At 26.6% G+C, this 16,976-nt stretch carries 15 protein-coding genes; 2 read left to right on the top strand and 13 right to left on the bottom strand.

Features of this window, described 5'->3' with window-relative positions:
* Window positions 1-9 precede the first annotated feature (9 nt).
* Window positions 10-726: a 3'-5' exonuclease gene (locus FDT66_RS08585; RefSeq protein WP_138535765.1), complete on the bottom strand. Its 717-nt coding sequence runs from the start codon at window positions 724-726 to the stop codon at window positions 10-12.
* 92 nt (window positions 727-818) lie between these two features.
* Window positions 819-2,501: a T9SS type A sorting domain-containing protein gene (locus tag FDT66_RS08580; RefSeq protein WP_138535764.1), complete on the bottom strand. Its 1,683-nt coding sequence runs from the start codon at window positions 2,499-2,501 to the stop codon at window positions 819-821.
* A gap of 231 nt (window positions 2,502-2,732) precedes the next feature.
* Here FDT66_RS08580 and FDT66_RS08575 point away from each other — a divergent pair, with 231 nt between their 5' ends.
* Window positions 2,733-3,431 (top strand): response regulator transcription factor, encoded by a 699-nt coding sequence (locus FDT66_RS08575; RefSeq protein WP_138535763.1) that lies wholly within the window; start codon window positions 2,733-2,735, stop codon window positions 3,429-3,431.
* 10 nt (window positions 3,432-3,441) lie between these two features.
* On the top strand, window positions 3,442-4,482 hold the full coding sequence (locus FDT66_RS08570; protein WP_138535762.1) for a sensor histidine kinase: 1,041 nt from the start codon (window positions 3,442-3,444) through the stop codon (window positions 4,480-4,482).
* Here FDT66_RS08570 and FDT66_RS08565 read toward each other — a convergent pair.
* The 11 genes from FDT66_RS08565 to FDT66_RS08515 all read right to left on the bottom strand — a co-directional run bounded on the left by FDT66_RS08565 (window position 4,447) and on the right by FDT66_RS08515 (window position 16,950).
* A complete protein-coding gene (locus FDT66_RS08565) occupies window positions 4,447-5,502 on the bottom strand; it encodes a glycosyltransferase (protein WP_138535761.1) in 1,056 nt (351 codons plus the stop codon). The genes FDT66_RS08570 and FDT66_RS08565 overlap by 36 nt on opposite strands.
* 77 nt (window positions 5,503-5,579) lie before the next feature.
* Window positions 5,580-6,854 carry a phosphoribosylamine--glycine ligase gene (gene purD, locus FDT66_RS08560; RefSeq protein WP_138535760.1) on the bottom strand — a complete coding sequence of 425 codons (1,275 nt, stop codon included), beginning with the start codon at window positions 6,852-6,854 and terminating at the stop codon, window positions 5,580-5,582.
* A gap of 50 nt (window positions 6,855-6,904) precedes the next feature.
* On the bottom strand, window positions 6,905-7,675 hold the full coding sequence (locus FDT66_RS08555) for a glycosyltransferase family protein (RefSeq protein WP_246034812.1): 771 nt from the start codon (window positions 7,673-7,675) through the stop codon (window positions 6,905-6,907).
* Entirely contained in the window at window positions 7,675-9,036 is a 1,362-nt protein-coding gene (locus FDT66_RS08550; RefSeq protein WP_246034809.1) for an exopolysaccharide biosynthesis polyprenyl glycosylphosphotransferase, read from the bottom strand. Before FDT66_RS08550 ends, FDT66_RS08555 begins: the two co-directional genes overlap by 1 nt.
* Window positions 9,033-10,268, bottom strand: a complete 1,236-nt coding sequence (locus tag FDT66_RS08545; protein WP_138535759.1) for a WcaI family glycosyltransferase — start codon at window positions 10,266-10,268, stop codon at window positions 9,033-9,035. The genes FDT66_RS08550 and FDT66_RS08545 overlap by 4 nt, the downstream gene beginning before the upstream one ends.
* Window positions 10,269-10,368: 100 nt before the next feature.
* Complete coding sequence (locus tag FDT66_RS08540; RefSeq protein WP_138535758.1) at window positions 10,369-10,914, bottom strand: putative colanic acid biosynthesis acetyltransferase; 546 nt, start codon at window positions 10,912-10,914, stop codon at window positions 10,369-10,371.
* Window positions 10,907-11,986, bottom strand: a complete 1,080-nt coding sequence (locus FDT66_RS08535; RefSeq protein WP_138535757.1) for a glycosyltransferase family 4 protein — start codon at window positions 11,984-11,986, stop codon at window positions 10,907-10,909. Before FDT66_RS08535 ends, FDT66_RS08540 begins: the two co-directional genes overlap by 8 nt.
* 2 nt (window positions 11,987-11,988) lie before the next feature.
* Window positions 11,989-13,194, bottom strand: a complete 1,206-nt coding sequence (locus FDT66_RS08530) for an O-antigen ligase family protein (protein ID WP_171032356.1) — start codon at window positions 13,192-13,194, stop codon at window positions 11,989-11,991.
* A 22-nt stretch (window positions 13,195-13,216) separates the two neighbouring features.
* Window positions 13,217-14,299, bottom strand: a complete 1,083-nt coding sequence (locus FDT66_RS08525) for a glycosyltransferase (protein ID WP_138535755.1) — start codon at window positions 14,297-14,299, stop codon at window positions 13,217-13,219.
* On the bottom strand, window positions 14,286-15,539 hold the full coding sequence (locus tag FDT66_RS08520; protein ID WP_138535754.1) for an oligosaccharide flippase family protein: 1,254 nt from the start codon (window positions 15,537-15,539) through the stop codon (window positions 14,286-14,288). Before FDT66_RS08520 ends, FDT66_RS08525 begins: the two co-directional genes overlap by 14 nt.
* Window positions 15,540-15,618: 79 nt before the next feature.
* Entirely contained in the window at window positions 15,619-16,950 is a 1,332-nt protein-coding gene (locus FDT66_RS08515; RefSeq protein ID WP_138535753.1) for an O-antigen ligase family protein, read from the bottom strand.
* Window positions 16,951-16,976 lie beyond the last annotated feature (26 nt).

Genomic DNA, 16,976 nt, shown 5'->3' with positions numbered 1-16,976 from the left:
TGAAAAAAATTAAACACTCACAATATCATCTGCATTTAAGAGTTTTTCATTGTTAAATCTTAATAAAACTTGCGCAACAGCAATGGTGTCTTTTTCACAATACTTTACAATTCTTTGTATGTTTTTTTCTTTGTAATAAACGCTCGCAACCTCACTACCATCAATATCATCTTTAGGCGAAGGAATTCCTAAAATAGAGGTGAGTAATTTTAGTGAAGTATAATGTTTATAATCACCAAACTTCCAAAGCTCTAAAGTATCTAAATGTGGTACTTCCCAAGGTTTTTTACCAAATAAATTTAGTTTTTTAGGAAGTTCTATTTGATGTACAATCATTCTTCTGGCAATAAAAGGAAAATCGAATTCTTTTCCATTATGTGCACATAAAATATTTGATGCTTTTGAAAAGTGTTTATTTAAAAGATGTTTAAAATCTACTAAAATTTTATACTCATTATCACCAAAAAAAGAAGTTACTCTAAATTGATTTTTGTCTTCATTTGTAATAAAATATCCTGCAGAAATGCATACTATTTTACCAAATTCTGCCCAAATTCCTGCACGTTCATAAAATTCTTCTGCTGTAAATTCATCTTTTCTTTGGTATTGTGTTTTCTTTTCAAAAAGTTGCTGCGTTTCATGAGAAAGGGAATTCCAGTTTTCTTCTTGTGGAACAGTTTCTATATCTAAAAATAAAATATTAGAAATTTTTTGAGTTAAATTCATAGTTTTTATTTTAAAGATAATAAAAAATAAAAAAAGCTCTGAATTAACTTCAGAGCTTTTATATTTAGAATATGTGAAATTAGAATTTTAAATTATCTAATTACTACCTTTTTTGTTGCTGTTTTACCGTTTTCAGTAACTTTTAAAATATAAATTCCTGAATTAATAGTAGATACATCTACAGTAGATTTTGTTCCCGTAAAACTAGTTGATAATACTTTTTTACCTAACACATTAAAAAGTACGATTTCCTTTTTACTTGAATTGTTAGAGGTAATTGTAAATTCGTTATTTGTTATTGGGTTTGGGTAAGTTGCAAAACCTAAGATTGAATTACTTTGTACATCCAAAGTAATATTAGCTTTAGATATTCCAAAAATTTGTGCAGTTCCATTAAATTCTGAAGCAATACCTGTTATATCTACAGGCGCAGAAGGAATTACATCTCCAATAAAATCAGCATCACTAAAATTAGTTCTAAAAACTAACATATCAGTTTCTTTAGATAAATCATAATTTTTACTCGCCTCAAAAACGGCTGTTCCATCTCCAGCTGCAAAACTTACCGCAGAAATTGTAATCATTTCAGACTCATAATTATCTAAATTTGCATTTAACTCAGATAGTGTCACACTTACTGGAACTACTGTATTTCCTGAAGAACTTTTTGAACCAGAATTAGAAACCGGAACTATCTGTAAAACTCCATTAAAAATACTAAGTTTCCCATTTAAGTTTGTAATACCATCTCCAACCATAAAATTTCCTGGAGCTAAAACATCTGCTGAATCATCTATTAAAATTGCACCAGAAGTATCTTGTATATATTTTTGATTTCTATTTGAAGATGTATAGGTTACTGTAGCTTCTCCAGTTAATCTGTAATAGCTATTTACTGTTCCAGCTCTCAAACCTGCAATGTTAGAAACATCTGAAAAAGATCCAACACTAAAAGACGATACATATTTTAATTCTGGGGTTAAGGAAGCACCAGCATTATCAACTAATTCTAATATTAATGTATAACTTTCTCCTGCTGAAACTTGAATATCGGGCACACTTGTTGAGAAAAAATTTGATACAGTTGTACTACCTCCTAGAACTTCTAAAGTTGCTTTTAAAAAACCGTCTCCAGAATTATCACTAGCACCTGAGCCATTATCCATAGAAAAATTAAAGTTCTGGACGTTCATAGTTACTGCAACAGAGGTTGTATTTGGAGTATAATTTGTACCGTCTGTAGGAGAAGTAACTAATAAAGAAGGTTCTGTCGTTACTTTTTCTGTTACTGTATAATCATCAATATACATTATTGATGGGCCTCCTTCCCAATCAGCAGATATATCATAAAATCTTAATCCTATATCAATACTCTTAGTATCTGTAGCAGTATATTCATAAGTTACTTGTTGCCAAGAATTTAAAGTTTCTGGATTTGAATATCCCTGATATCCATCAAAATATAATCTAGCTCTTGCTTTTTTATCTTCTTGGTAAACCCAAACACTCACTTCATAAATTTTTCCTAATTCGACGTTTAGAGACTGTCTAAAATCTGTATCAGCTTGAGTTTGTGTTGTTATTTCAAATTTTGCAGAACTTGTACCACTTCTAAATTTTGTAGTTTCTTTTGTAATTGTAGTTCCAGCTTCACTTGTCCATCCATCTGGAGCATCATTCGTCCAAGTTTCAAAATCTCCATTAGTAACCTGTCCTAAAGCAGAAAATACTGAACAGATTGCAAGAAATAAAGTAAATAAGTAATTTTTTTTCATATGTAAGGTTTAAATAAATTCGATTCTCAAAGGTACAATTTTATACGAATATTCTTGTTATTAAATTATTAACAATCTAACTACCAATTAATAAGTGATTTATAGTCAAGTAAAAAAGAAAGAGTTAAGATAATGTTATGTATTCTATTTTAAAAATTAAATGTGTGTTAAGAAACTATATTTTATAATAATTATGGCTATTTTTGAAATTAATTGATTCTTTATTTAAATATGAACAGTAACGAAATTAAAATTTTATTAGTTGATGATGAACCAGACATTATAGAAATTGTTGGGTATAATCTTAAAAATGAAGGATATCAGGTTTTTACAGCAACTAATGGACTAGAAGCAATAAAATCTGCAAAAAAAAATAAGCCTCATTTAATTTTACTAGACATTATGATGCCAGAAATGGATGGTATTGAAGCTTGTGAAAAAATTAGAAAAATTAGTGCTTTAGAAAACGTAATTATTTCGTTTTTAACTGCAAGAGGTGAAGACTACTCTCAAGTTGCTGGTTTTGAGGCTGGTGCAGACGATTATATTACCAAACCAATTAAGCCTAAAGTTTTAGTAAGTAAAGTAAAATCTTTACTTAGAAGACTTAAAACTGAAAATGAAAGTGACGAAACTTTTAAAATTGGAGATATTGTAATTGATAGAGATGAATATGTTGTATACAAAGCAGGCAACAAAATTTCATTACCAAGAAAAGAGTTTGAACTATTTTCTTTGCTAACATCTAAACCTGGAAAAGTTTTTAAACGTGAAGTAATTTTAGACACAGTTTGGGGCAATGAAGTGGTTGTTGGTGGTAGAACCATTGATGTTCATATTAGAAAACTTCGAGAAAAAATTGGTGACGATCATTTTAAAACTGTTAAAGGTGTTGGCTATAAATTTGTTTTAGAAGAAGCAGATAAATAAATTTCTTTACATGAAATTTAAAAAAACATACTCATATGCACTTTGGTCTGCAATATATTTAACATTATTATCGGTTATAGTTGCGACTATTTCCTACTTTTTTATAGTTAAACACTTAGGTATTGGAGCTATTATCGTTTCTATAATTGTGCTTTTTTTAATCTCTTTTTTTATCATACAATACAGAGCAGAACATTTTATTTATAGACGATTAAAAAAGATTTACGAAGAAGTTTCTATTTTAGATGTAAAAGATTTACGAAGAGATTCCGTAACAACAGATATCGAAAAACTTTCTAAAAGAATGCAAAAATTTGTGGAAGGTAAACGAATGGAAATTAAAAGTTTAACCGAGAGAGATTCTTTTCGAAGAGATTTTTTAGGGAATGTTGCGCATGAACTTAAAACTCCGCTTTTTACAGTACAAGGTTATATTTTAACTCTTTTAGAAGGCGCTGGAAATGATAAAGAAATAAGAAAAAAATATTTAGAAAGAGCAAATAAAGGTGTAGAAAGATTGGTAGCTGTTACCAAAGATTTAGATATGATTGCCAAACTAGAAACAGATGGCTTAAAAATAAACTCTGAGGTTTTTAATATTTTAGAATTGATACAAAATGTGTTTGATTTATTCGAAATGAAAGCCAAAAAAAGAAATATAACTTTAAAGTTTGATCGGGTTTACGAATTTCCTGTTTTTGTAAAAGGTGATATTGAAAAAATAGAACAAGTTTTGATTAATTTAATCGTAAATTCTATTAAATACGGAAAACCAAATGGTACCACAGTTGTAGCAATAGACAACTACAACGAAAATAAATTTGTAATAAGGGTTGTTGATAATGGTGAGGGTATTAAATCTACACATTTACCACGTTTATTTGAACGTTTTTATAGAGTAGATCAAAGTAGATCTCGTGAACAAGGTGGTTCTGGTTTAGGCTTATCTATTGTAAAGCATATTGTGGAAGCACACAATCAAACAATTTTCTTGAAAAGTGTTTTTGGTGAAGGATCAGAATTTTCTTTCACCATGAAAAAGGCTAAATAAACTTTTATTGAAAGGTTTTTTCATAGATTTTAATCCGCTATAATTTTCTATTTCCTTCAACTTATCTAAAGTAAATCGATGCTCTTCACAAAAAGGAGCCATCTTTTTTTGTTGTAAATATTTTGCCAAATACTCTTGTTCTGGTTGATTTTTCGTGGGAATAAAAAACACCTTTTTTTCTAAAATTGCCAAATCCATTATTGACGAATATCCAGATCTACAAAGTACAATTTTGCTCGAATTTAATAACTCTTGAAGCTTATCTGAAAGTGCATAATTATAAAAAGTACAATTATTTTCAATCCATTTTTTTTGTGTTTTCTCCACTTTTCCTAATATAAAAACAATTTTTCTGTTATCATTTTTAAAAATAGAAATTAATTTTTCTTCTAAAAAAGTTCTGTTAGGTTCTGGTCCAGAAAGTAAAACCAAAACATCTATAGTATTTTGAGTTTCTTGTTTTTTGAACCTACTTAAAAGTCCTACAAATTTTTGATTTAACGTATTTTCTGATGAAGATAATTTTCCTGAAAAAGTTGAATGTTTAGTATCAGGAATCCAACATTCATCAAATTTATTTATAATTTTTTGATGTATTTTACTAGTGAAAAAGGTAGTAAAACCAGACAAAACATTAATTTGATGTGTAATATATACTGAAGTAACTTTTTTATTTCTTACTCCAAATCTGTTGTCTGAAATAATGCCTACTACACTTTTATCAGAATTAATAAAGTTATGTATGATTTCCTTTTCTTGCTGAATTGCTCTAAAAATAAACGGTGTTTGAAGTAGTAAGCTCCATTTTAATTTTTTACCGTATTTTATTTTGTAAGAAGGTAATATTATACTTTCTAGCGCAGGAAATTCTTGCTGTAAAAATTCTAAAGCTTTACCATCTGAAGCAATTATTGGTACAAAATTTTCTGAAATTAAAGCGTGAATAATTGGTACACAACGTGAAGCGTGACCTAAACCCCAATTTAATGGCGCAACAATTACTTTTTTTTGATGTGTCATTCTTACAAAATAAAAAGTATTAAATACAGAGATTTCCTGTGTTTATGGAAATGGGAATGACAGTACTTAAAATTGGTTTAAGTTAAATCGAATCCAATATCTTTTCTGAAATTCATTTTATCGAAACGTATTTCATCAATACTTCTATAAGATTTTTCCAAAGCATCTTCAATCGTATTTCCAAATGAGGTAATTGCCATAACCCTACCTCCACTTGTTACAACCTTATTATCTTTTAAAGTGGTTCCTGCATGAAAAACTGTAGATTCTTTAACGTTTTCAAGCCCTGTAATTTCCTTATTTTTTTCATAACTTTCTGGATATCCACCAGAAACTAGCATTACTGTGGTTGCAGTTTTTGGTGTTACTTGAAATAATTTATCCTTTAAATTTTGGTTGGCAACACCATCAAATAAATCAAATAAATCGGATTCTATTCTTGGTAAAACAACTTCTGTTTCTGGATCTCCCATTCTAACATTGTACTCTACTACTGATGGATTTCCATTATCATTCATTAAACCAATAAAAATAAAGCCTCTGTAGTCTATTCCGTCTTTTTGCAAACCATTTATGGTTGGTTTTACCACCAATTCTTCAACTTTATCTAAAAAAGCATCGTCTGCGAAAGGTACTGGAGAAATGGCTCCCATTCCACCCGTATTTAAACCAGTATCACCTTCTCCAATTCTTTTATAATCTTTTGCTGAAGGTAATATTTTATAGCTTTTTCCGTCTGTTAACACAAACACCGATAGTTCAATTCCTTTTAAAAACTCTTCAATAACCACTGTTGATGAAGCTTCTCCGAATTTTTGATTGGTAACCATTTCTTTTAATTCTGCTTTTGCTTCTTCCAAAGAAAACAAAATTAAAACTCCTTTACCTGCTGCTAAACCATCTGCTTTTAGTACGTAAGGTGCTTCTAAAGTTTCTAAAAAAGCATAACCTTCTTCTAAATTATCTTTTGTAAATGATTTGTATTTTGCGGTTGGAATGCCATGTTTTTGCATGAATTGCTTTGAAAAATCTTTACTGCCTTCTAACAATGCTCCATCTTTTTTAGGGCCAATTACCGGAATATTTTTTAGCTCATTATCTGCAAGAAAAAAATCGTGAACACCGTTTACTAAAGGAGCTTCAGGACCTACAACCACCATTTTTATATTATTTTTTAAAACGGTTTCTTTTACAGCTTTAAAATCGGTTGGATTTATATTAATATTGGTTGCAATTTTGTGAGTACCAGCATTTCCTGGTGCTACAAAAAGTTGATTCACTTTATTACTTTCAGATAGTTTTAATGTAAAAGCATGTTCTCTTCCTCCTGAGCCTAAAATAAGAATGTTCATTTGTGTTGTATTGTTTGAGATGCAAATATATTTTATAATTTTTTAGGAAACTAAAAACCCCACTTTAAAAAATATTTTATTGCAGAAGATGTGTGTCTTAAAAAAAGTTTTAAGTTTTTGGATGATCCTTGTTTTAAAACATGTGTGATTTCTTCTTTAGGATAATATAATTTTTGTTTATCTATTTTTTCTATTTTTTTGCAAATATCAACATCTTCCATATACAAGAAATAGCGTTCATCAAATCCTTTTAACTTTAGAAAATCTTCAGTCTTATATAGATGAAAACAACCTGTTATATAATCTGCAAAAAAAGAAGCATCTAATTCTTTATCATTGTATTTTCCTTTTTTTACAAAAGATTTAAAAAACGGTTCTAAAAATTGAAATCTTCTAGCTATTAACTCAGGGACTTTTGGATATCTTCTACATGAAAACTGGTGTTTCCCATCTGAAAATAAGACTTTAGGTGCTATCATAGTAACTATTTCATGCCTTTCTAGTTTTGTTATTAAATTAGGAAGCACCCTAGGTTCAAAGCTAACATCTGGGTTTAATATTAAATGATGTTTTGAAAGATTTTTTATTCTATCTAAAATTATATTATGTCCAGCTCCAAAACCTATATTTTTGCCTATAGCAATATATTCTACATCTTCTTGATTAAACGTATTTTCAAATTGTTTATCCTCATTATTATCAATTAAAAAAAGTTTCTTTTTTAAAGGGGTATTCAAAAAACAACTAATAGTATTTGTTAGCTCTTCTAAATCTTCTTTATATAAAACTATAGATGCAGATATATCAACTTTATTCATCATTAATAAGCTTTCTCTTCTCCTTTAAAAACACTTAAAACTGTTTGTACTATAATTTTTAAATCTAAAAAAAAAGACCAATTTTCTATATAAAAAACATCTAAACGCACTCTATTTTCTATGTCAGATTTTTGTTTTACTTCGCCTCTATAACCAGATACTTGAGCTAAACCTGTAATTCCTGGTTTTACAGAATTTCTTAATAAATAATTATCAATTTCTATCAAATATTTTTTTGTTTGAAAATTCATATGAGGTCTAGGACCAACAATACTCATATCTCCCAATAAAACATTAAAAAACTGAGGTAACTCATCCAAACTTGTTTTTCTTAAAAAAGCCCCAACACTAGTTATTCTATCGTCATTTTTGGTTGTTGATTTTCTATCAGCTAAATCATTTTTTTTCATAGATCTAATTTTATAACAATAAAATTGTTTTCCATTGATACCATCTCTTTTTTGCTTAAAGAAAAAACTTCCTCGAGAGTTAAATTTCACAATTACCCATAATATTGGAAGCAACCAAGAAAGCAATAGAACACATATAATTAATGAAAATACTATATCAAATGATCTTTTGATTAAATGAGTTTCAACTCTTTCAAAAGGTAATTGTTTGGGTTTTAAAATAGGTAAAGTACCATAATGCTCTAAAATAAAATCCTTGCTATAAATTGCTTTAGTTTCTGGTATTAAGCTAAATTTAATTTTATACTGATTGCAAAAAGTTCTTACCTCAAGAAGTTTTTGCCTTGTTATTGAGCTTTCTTCACAATATACTTCTTCAATTTCATTTTTTTTAATAAACTCTAAACCATCTTTGATGGTACCTTTATAATTTTTTAGATTACTTGTTCTATCTGAAAAGAAACCTTGAAAACGATAACCTAAACCTTGTTGTTTGTTAAACATTTCCGCAACATTTTGAGCAGATTTACTTTGTCCAAAAACTACAACGTTTCTATAATTTTTACCACTTTGCCTATAGTACTTTAATAAAAAAAAGAAAAGGAACTTGAGAAAAGTTATTATTACAATAAAAAAGAAAACTATATTAGATTGTTTACTTACAATTTCACCCTCTTTAAATAAAGTAAAGTAAGCAAAAAAAGATAAAAGAAAAACAAAAAACTGAGATATTAATAGCGTTAACAGTCTTAAAACGTGTGTATATCTATATACATTATAAAACTTTGTATAGTAAGAAATCAGTAACCAAAACAGTGTTAAATATGCTGAAAGCTGTATATTAAAAGATGATTTTTCAGAAAAATAATATACTACAGCATTTACAATTAATACATCAAAAAAGATGATTAAAGGTCTAATTAAACTAGAGTATTTTTTTATTTTTTTTATCACTTTTGTGCTAACTTAATAAATGTATTTTTAAATTGACTTAAAATTTTAGTTTTAGAATATGTTTTAGAGACAAACTCTCTTGCATTTTTACCGTATAAATTTTTTAAAACTGTATCATTTTTTAGTAAGTTTACAAAATCAACTACTTCATCAATATTTTCAGATGTAAAATATTTACCCCCTTCTGATTTTTCAATAATAGAAGCTACTTCAGATTGTAAATTACCTGTAATAATTGAGGGCTTTTTACTAGACATCATTGCTAAAATTTTAGAAGGCATAACAGTATCTATAACATCATTTTTTTGAAATAATATATGTAAATCTGCGCTACACAATAAATTAGACAATTCAGAATATTGCACAGGGCTGTAAAAATAAATATTTTCTAAATCTAATAACTTTTCTTCTAACCAAATTCTTTTACTACCATTTCCAACTACAATTATTTCTATATCTAATTGGTTTTCTAATTCTTTTACAAATTTTATAAAAAATTCCCAATCTTGCTTTTCACCTATGTTTCCAGAATATAAAATTTTAAATTTATTAGATGATAAAAATTGATGCGTTTGAAATTCTTCTGGTTTAATAAAATTTGAGTCTACCCAATTAGGTAAAAGCGCTTTATTTTCATAATCATTTCCTGTTTTATTCTTTAATTTTATAATCATTGATGAACTTATAGTACTTATAAAATCTGCCGATTTTAAAAGTTTTCTTTCAACCCAAAACAATATTTTAAAAAGAAATCCTTCATTGGTTTTGTTTTTAACAATATTAGAATCAGATACAGCATCAAATTCAAAATCTTGGATATGGACCCACAATTTAGCACCTTTTATTTTTGATAAAACTTTACCTAAAAACACACTTCCTATAAATGGAACGATACAAAGAACAACATCTGTGTCTTTAATTTTTAAAACATTAAAAAAAGTACCGAAAGAAAAGTCTAGAAGATGAAGAATTCTTTTAAAAAAAGTAGGTTTTTTAGGAACATATTGTTTGTATCTTAACACTTTAATTCCGTTTATATATTCTTGAAAAAAAGTTTTTTTTGACAAATATTCTTTATTTATTCTCCATGCAGGGTAATAAGGAAATCCAGTAACCACAGTTACTTCAAAATTGTTTTTATTAAAATATTCTGCAAGTTGAGAAGTATATAAACCAATAGCTGTATCTTCTGGAAAATAGTTTATTCCTATAATAGTAATTTTTTTCTTCAAAATTTGTAGCTACCGTTGTTATAGTTTAAATTTTTATCAAAAATACTAATTATTTGATTAAATCAATCTAATATCAAACTCTTAAATACCTATTAAAAAACTAAATTCTATCTCTTATTTCTTTTGCAGGATTGCCTACAAAAACTTTATTTGAAGAAAGATTATGGTATACACTGCTCCTTGCACCAACAACTGTTCCTTTTTTTATTGTTATACCTGGAGCAACAAATACATCAGTAGCTATCCAACACTCATCTTGAATTACTATTTTTTTAGAATAAATAGGAAAATCTGATTTAGTTAAATCATGAGATCCTGTGCATAAATATGATTTTTGGGAAATGACTACATTCTTACCAATTTCAATTTCTCCTAAAGAGTACAAGGTTACATCATCCCCAATCCAAGAATAATCTCCAATAGATACTTTCCAAGGATATGTAATTTTTACAGATGGTCTAATGATTACTTTTTCACCAACTTTTGCTCCAAAAAGTCTTAACAAAAACCTCCTATAACCATATAAAAACTGAGGGGAAGTGTTAAAAAGTAAACTTTGAACTAACCACCAAAGTTGCACAACAAAAGCGTTTTTACCTCTAAAATTTTGTGGTAATTTAAATTTATCTAATTGTTGTTTATGCATTGATTATATTTTTTAATTCTCTACCAAATTTATCAATTGTAAAGTTAGTATTAAAATACTTCCTATTTCTCTGGGCAAAAATTTCAATTTCATTTAAATTATTACTCAAATATTCTAATTTTTCGAATATAGCAATCGCATTTTTAGGCTCTACCAAAAATCCGTTAAAACCATTTTTAATAATATCTGGAATACCTGCGTGCTTTGTGGTTATAATTACATTATTAGTTGCTAGAGCCTCAATAATAGAAATTGGCTGACCTTCCATTTTATAAAACGTTGGTAAGATAAATGTATTACTCCATTGTAAAAGCTCTTTTTTGGCATCTCCTTCAACTACTCCTATATAGTTAGTATTATTTAGTTTACTTAATTTATTATGAATTTTCTTTTTTAAGGACTCATCAATATTACCTGCTATTTTAGCCTCATACGGAATATTTTGTTTTTCTAAAATATAAAGTGAATCTAGTAAAAACAAAATACCTTTTTCTTCCATTAAATTGCTTAAATATGTTATTTTTAATAATGAATTATCAACATTTAGACCTTCTTGAAATAAATAATCTTCAGCAAAATTATGGAGAATAAAAATTTTTTCTTGAGGTAGAAACGGTATCAAATTAGTTTTTAAAGATTCTGACAAAACAATCCCTTTGTTGCATTTAGAAATCAAATAATGAAAGATTCTTTTCTTGAATCCTTCTAAATTTAAGTATTCTGTTCTTAAATGATTACCGTGAACGTGAATTATTAGCTCCTTTTTAAATAAAGAACCTATTAAGATATAAACTGCATATTTTAGAATACCAAAAAAGGTTTGACCAGGAGTAAAGTATATCACATCATTATTTAAAATTTTATAAAACTTAAAATTTAGTCCTAAGAAGAATAAAAATTTCTTAAAAGAAAAAGTGCCTATATCTTCTTGAAAAACAGGATATGAAGTATCAATCTTACTAACCTTATTATTTTTGCTTTGAGAAAGTAAATTATAAGCTACTTCATTAGCTAGGGAAACTCCAGAAATAGGGTTTGGAAATGGACCAATAAATAGCACTTTCTTTGTCATTCTTATTTTGCTTTTTTTAAACTGAAAAAATTAATAAACAAAGCAAAAAATATAACTCCATTTTCTCTTTCTAAAATATTTTCAAATAACATTGTTACTCCGTAAAAAATCAAAATTGAAATTAATAAAGTATTATTAGTTTTATACGCTAGTATTATTTTTTTGCCATAAAAACTAAGAAAAGAAACGAGTAATAATACACCTCCGATAAGCAAGAAACCTAAGTATTGATTATGAGAATTATACTTTTTTTCAAGCAAAATAGGTGCATTTTTCTGATAAGATTTATTTAGTTCTTCCTGATAATCTCCAATCCCATAGCCCAAAAATGGTGCATTTTTTATTAATTCGATAGAATTATTATATATAGTATATCTAATATTTGAAGAAGAAGAACCATCTACCGTAGTTGTCGACATTTTTGAAAGCTCTAAAAAACGATTTCTGGTTGTAGGTATTAGTGAAAAAAGCGTAATTAACCCAAAAATTAATATTAAATTATATTTAAAATATTTCCTGTATTCTAGGTAAGAAAAAAAAATTAGTGTAATTATTAAGGCTATTATAGGCCCTTTTCTTGCATAAATTAATAAAAAAAAGAAAATAATTAAGTTTAGTATTAAAAGTAAGATTTTTTTATATTTTTTCTTTATAAACAAAAACACTTTTATAGAAAATATAACTGCAATACAACAATGCATAGACATATATATTGGGTGAATTCCATACTTACCAATATTATTCATTATAAAATTTTTCAAATGGTAGCTCATACCCAAAAAAGAATAATTAGGGATGCCACTATAAAACCATAAAAATGGTATAGTATTATATACAACTACACTTATAATATATATCCAAAAATAATTTATTTTAAATTTTATCAACCTTTTTTTAGCTTCATTGTTAAGTAAAGAGAAAATTAACGGAAAAACAATAAGAGAGAGCATCGTTTGTATTTTTAAAAAGGCTACATCTAAATTGTTTGAAAATAAAAGAGTGAATAGTAAAACGAAAAAATAAAAAGTGTTTGACAAAAAATAATTTTTATCAAATGTATTTTTACTACTAAAGAAATTGATTAACACAAAAATACTGGTAACTATAATAACTATTGATTTTACATTAGAAGGAAAAAGCATTAAGCCAAACAAAAGACCAAAAGCTATTTGAATTAAAGCGATGTAAATTGATTTACTACTATTCATAATCTTCATTTAACCAAATATTCTAATCGTTTAATTTAACTAAACCTATAAAAATTTTAGACATAGCCTCTATTGAATAATTTTTTTTACAAAATTTTACAATAGAACTTCTCTTTTCTATCCAATAATTTTTTTTCTCAAAAGCAGAGGTTAAAATTTCATTAAAACTTTGTATTGAATCTGTTTGAAAAAACAAAGCGTTAGACTCTTCCTTAACAGCCTCTATTTCAGGACCATGTTTTTCATCTTTAGAAATTATCATAGGAACTCCAAAACTAAAACTCTGTGTTATTGATAAACCGGCTAGACTTGGAGAAACACTGAAAAAAGAATTATTGTATAAGTTTTTTAGTTTTTCATAATCTGAAATATGGCCCATTAATTTAACTCTATTTTCTACTTGATTATCTATTATAAATTTCTCAATTTTTTTACTTTCTACTCCTTTACCAACTATAATTAAATTTGTGTTTAAAGGATATTTATTTATATTGTTGACAAATGCTTTTACTAAAAAAAATGGTTTTTTATGGATTGATAATCTACCAACATAAATTAAATTTAAAGACTTATTTGGAGTTTTAGTTAACATTTTAGACCTATTTACCAAAGAGTTTGGAGCCGCTAAAATTACTTTTTTAGGCATTATTTGCTTCAATTCATCTTTTTGTTTGTTGGTATATACTATAATTTTAGTACTTAGTAACTTCATTAAAGTTCTTAATCTTTCTGAATTACTATTCTTTCCATTTTTAGACCATGCATGTCCCCACAAAATAGTTTCTTTATTAAGTATTCTCCTAATTACTAAAAATATCCAGTTAGATAATATTCTTGGATTCATTTCTAGAACTAAAACAACATTTTTAAAAAGCAAATGCCAAATACCTATTTGAAAAAGTAATTTTCTATTGAATAAGAAGTAATTTTTTACAGCACTTTTTTCTATGCTAACATCACTTTTAATAGATTTATCAAAGTAATATTTACCCCCAAACAATTCAAAGTTTTCTTTAAGTTTTTGCCTTATTTCTTTAAAAAACTCTGACCTGTAATCTGGTATTACAGTTTGAACGACAACCAATTTGTTACTAAATACTTTCATGTAATGTTTTTTTATAAAAATAAAGTGAAAAAACCAGTATAAAAAGTTCTGTAAAGATTGCAGATGAAGCTACACCATAAATAGAATAAGCTTTTACAAGCGAAAGCGCTACAACTAAATTAAAAAACCCACCAGAAACCAGTATTTTCATTCTAGTTTTGTATTTTTTAATGGCAGGAAAATACAAAGTAACATAAAGCATATTTAAAGATGATAAAAATGCCATTAATCCAATTAATTGAAAAACCTTGTAGTAACTGGTAATTAAATCATCGTTAAAAATAATTCTTAAAATTGATTCAGCTCCTAGAAAAATAATAAAAGAGATTATTAAACCCGAAAGTGCAATTGGAAGTTTCATTTTACCAATAGTTTTTTGAATCTCTTTATTGTTTTTTGTTGATAAATTAGGAAATAATGCTTGATAAATAGGTGTATACATTGTCTGAATAGCCTGTATTAATTTTTCCATACTTGCATATACTCCAGCAACTGAATTTCCTATAAAAAAGCCTAAAATTAATGTATTACTAGAAGTATATAAACTTACTGCTATATTTGAAACAAACAAACTAAATGTTTTGGTAATATTAATTTTAATTTCTTGAAATGTAGGTAATATTAGTTTAACATACTTTAAACTATAGAAAAAACCTAATAAACCTGCTAAAATAAAGCCAATTCCATTTAAAATAGGAACATAATAGTAATCTTGTGGACCTAAAACAATAAAAAATATAGTCATGGTAAAAAACACCTTTGCAATTACATTTATTATCGTAATAATTTGCATTTTTTCAATTCCCTGAAAAAACCAAGTTGGAAAAATACTTTGACCAAATACAATACCGAAACTTAACAAGTAAATTAGGGGGTCTAGTTTTAATTTATCTACAGAGATGGTTAATAAGAATAATGTTAAAAATGTTAATATTAAAAGTAAACTTTTAACAATTAATACATTCCAATAAAACTTAGATAGTTTTTGCATATCATTTTTTAACAAAGCTACTTCTCTTGTAGCACTTATATTAAAACCAAAATCTACTGTTATAATGAAGAATTTCATTAGAGAATAAGCTATCATTACTAAACCATATTTCTCAGATCCTAATACTCTTACCAAGTAAGGGAATGTAATTAATGGTAAAACTAAATTTGTACCTTGTATTAACAATAAATACAAATAGTTATGATAAACTTTTACAAAATCATTCTTCTTTAGAAGTTTTTTTAACATATAACTTAAAATTTCTTTAGAGTATAACTAATTAAGAAAAACTCAATTCGACGAAAAATAGTTTTTATTCTAAAAGCCATTATTCATAATTAACCTTTTTATCATTTTCAAATTTTTTAGATTTCAAAAATTTAAATTTAAAAACAGAATAGAGAGCTAAGGCAAAATACCATCCTTTATGTGTACTTAAAGTAAAACTAAATTGCGTTTCAAAAAAATAAAAAGTGACAAGTATTATTGAGGTAAAAAAAAGATAATCTGAAAAAATCTTTTTTTGATTCTTAATTATAAAATTATATTCATACAAACATATATAAATTATAAAAAGTGATAATAACAACCCAATTACTCCAAAGCTTGAAATTAATTCCATAAACAAATTATGTGCATATGAACTACCTGCACTATCTGATTGATTTGAGTAAAAATCTTCAAAAGTTCCAACACTAATACCCCAAGGTCTTTGGACAAGTAGCTTAATAGAATCTGCATATGCTAAAATCCTTGGGCTTAATGAATTACCTTCTTTTGGCACAAGATCTATAAATCTCATTGCAATTTTATTAATATCAAAAGCAGTTACTAAAACAATTAGTCCTGCAAAAGAAGTAACTATAAATGCTAGTATAATTTTAATATTCAATTTAATCTTAAAAAACATCCCCAAAATAACTATAGATGCTAGGAACATTGCAAAAACGGGCCCTCTAGTATTACTTTTAATAATTGAAAAAAGAATAATTGCAAAAACAGGTAAACTAAATAGAATTCTGGCATTTCTTGTAACAGCATTCTTAAAGTTAGGTTTTATATAATAAGTAATAATAAAAATTGAGGCTGTACATAAGAATAAACAAAAGGGTATTGGAAAAACTCCTGGAAAAGTCATTCTTGCGTAAGGATATTTTGCAATACTATGAAGGTATAAACTAATTACAGAAAAACAGAAAGCAAAAAATATTAAACCAAAAACAAATTCGAAAAATTGCTTTTTAATATTAAGAGAATTAGAAAATAATAATTTTACTACAAAATAAAAAGGACAGCCTAAAAATAAAAATATACCCGTATAATAAATTGATTTTGAGAAATTAGGAGAAATTATTAAAGAAAAAATCATTGTAAAGCTGATAAGCAACATGAATACATCAATAATATCAACCTTGTAATTTATCTTATTCTTTTTGTAAAAAATTTTTAACAAAATAATTATAAAACATATTGCAGGAAGTATAGCTCCCAATAATAAATCATTTTCATTATAGTACCCATAATAGGGATGTTTATAATCAACATATGGAATAGCTCTAAATAAATTTATATTTAACAGCATAGCAAGCACTATTGTAGACTTTTTTAGAGCTACTAGAACAACAAAAATAAACACACAATAAATTAAAGCTTGTTCCATTATTAATTTTAATTCAAAATACTTAA

Source organism: Polaribacter aestuariivivens, assembly GCF_005885675.1.
Taxonomy (GTDB): domain Bacteria; phylum Bacteroidota; class Bacteroidia; order Flavobacteriales; family Flavobacteriaceae; genus Polaribacter; species Polaribacter aestuariivivens.
Note: the sequence above shows the minus strand (reverse complement) of the source record. Positions and strands in the feature narration are given on the sequence as shown.

What these genes read in the sequence shown, in the direction of transcription:
- FDT66_RS08520 (WP_138535754.1), bottom strand. Translation starts at nt 15,539, where the DNA reads ATGTTAAAAAAACTTCTAAAGAAGAATGATTTTGTAAAAGTTTATCAT.
- FDT66_RS08540 (WP_138535758.1), bottom strand. Translation starts at nt 10,914, where the DNA reads ATGCATAAACAACAATTAGATAAATTTAAATTACCACAAAATTTTAGA.
- FDT66_RS08575 (WP_138535763.1), top strand. Translation starts at nt 2,733, where the DNA reads ATGAACAGTAACGAAATTAAAATTTTATTAGTTGATGATGAACCAGAC.
- FDT66_RS08555 (WP_246034812.1), bottom strand. Translation starts at nt 7,675, where the DNA reads ATGATGAATAAAGTTGATATATCTGCATCTATAGTTTTATATAAAGAA.
- FDT66_RS08565 (WP_138535761.1), bottom strand. Translation starts at nt 5,502, where the DNA reads ATGACACATCAAAAAAAAGTAATTGTTGCGCCATTAAATTGGGGTTTA.
- FDT66_RS08515 (WP_138535753.1), bottom strand. Translation starts at nt 16,950, where the DNA reads ATGGAACAAGCTTTAATTTATTGTGTGTTTATTTTTGTTGTTCTAGTA.
- FDT66_RS08585 (WP_138535765.1), bottom strand. Translation starts at nt 726, where the DNA reads ATGAATTTAACTCAAAAAATTTCTAATATTTTATTTTTAGATATAGAA.
- FDT66_RS08535 (WP_138535757.1), bottom strand. Translation starts at nt 11,986, where the DNA reads ATGACAAAGAAAGTGCTATTTATTGGTCCATTTCCAAACCCTATTTCT.
- purD (WP_138535760.1), bottom strand. Translation starts at nt 6,854, where the DNA reads ATGAACATTCTTATTTTAGGCTCAGGAGGAAGAGAACATGCTTTTACA.
- FDT66_RS08525 (WP_138535755.1), bottom strand. Translation starts at nt 14,299, where the DNA reads ATGAAAGTATTTAGTAACAAATTGGTTGTCGTTCAAACTGTAATACCA.
- FDT66_RS08530 (WP_171032356.1), bottom strand. Translation starts at nt 13,194, where the DNA reads ATGAATAGTAGTAAATCAATTTACATCGCTTTAATTCAAATAGCTTTT.
- FDT66_RS08570 (WP_138535762.1), top strand. Translation starts at nt 3,442, where the DNA reads ATGAAATTTAAAAAAACATACTCATATGCACTTTGGTCTGCAATATAT.
- FDT66_RS08580 (WP_138535764.1), bottom strand. Translation starts at nt 2,501, where the DNA reads ATGAAAAAAAATTACTTATTTACTTTATTTCTTGCAATCTGTTCAGTA.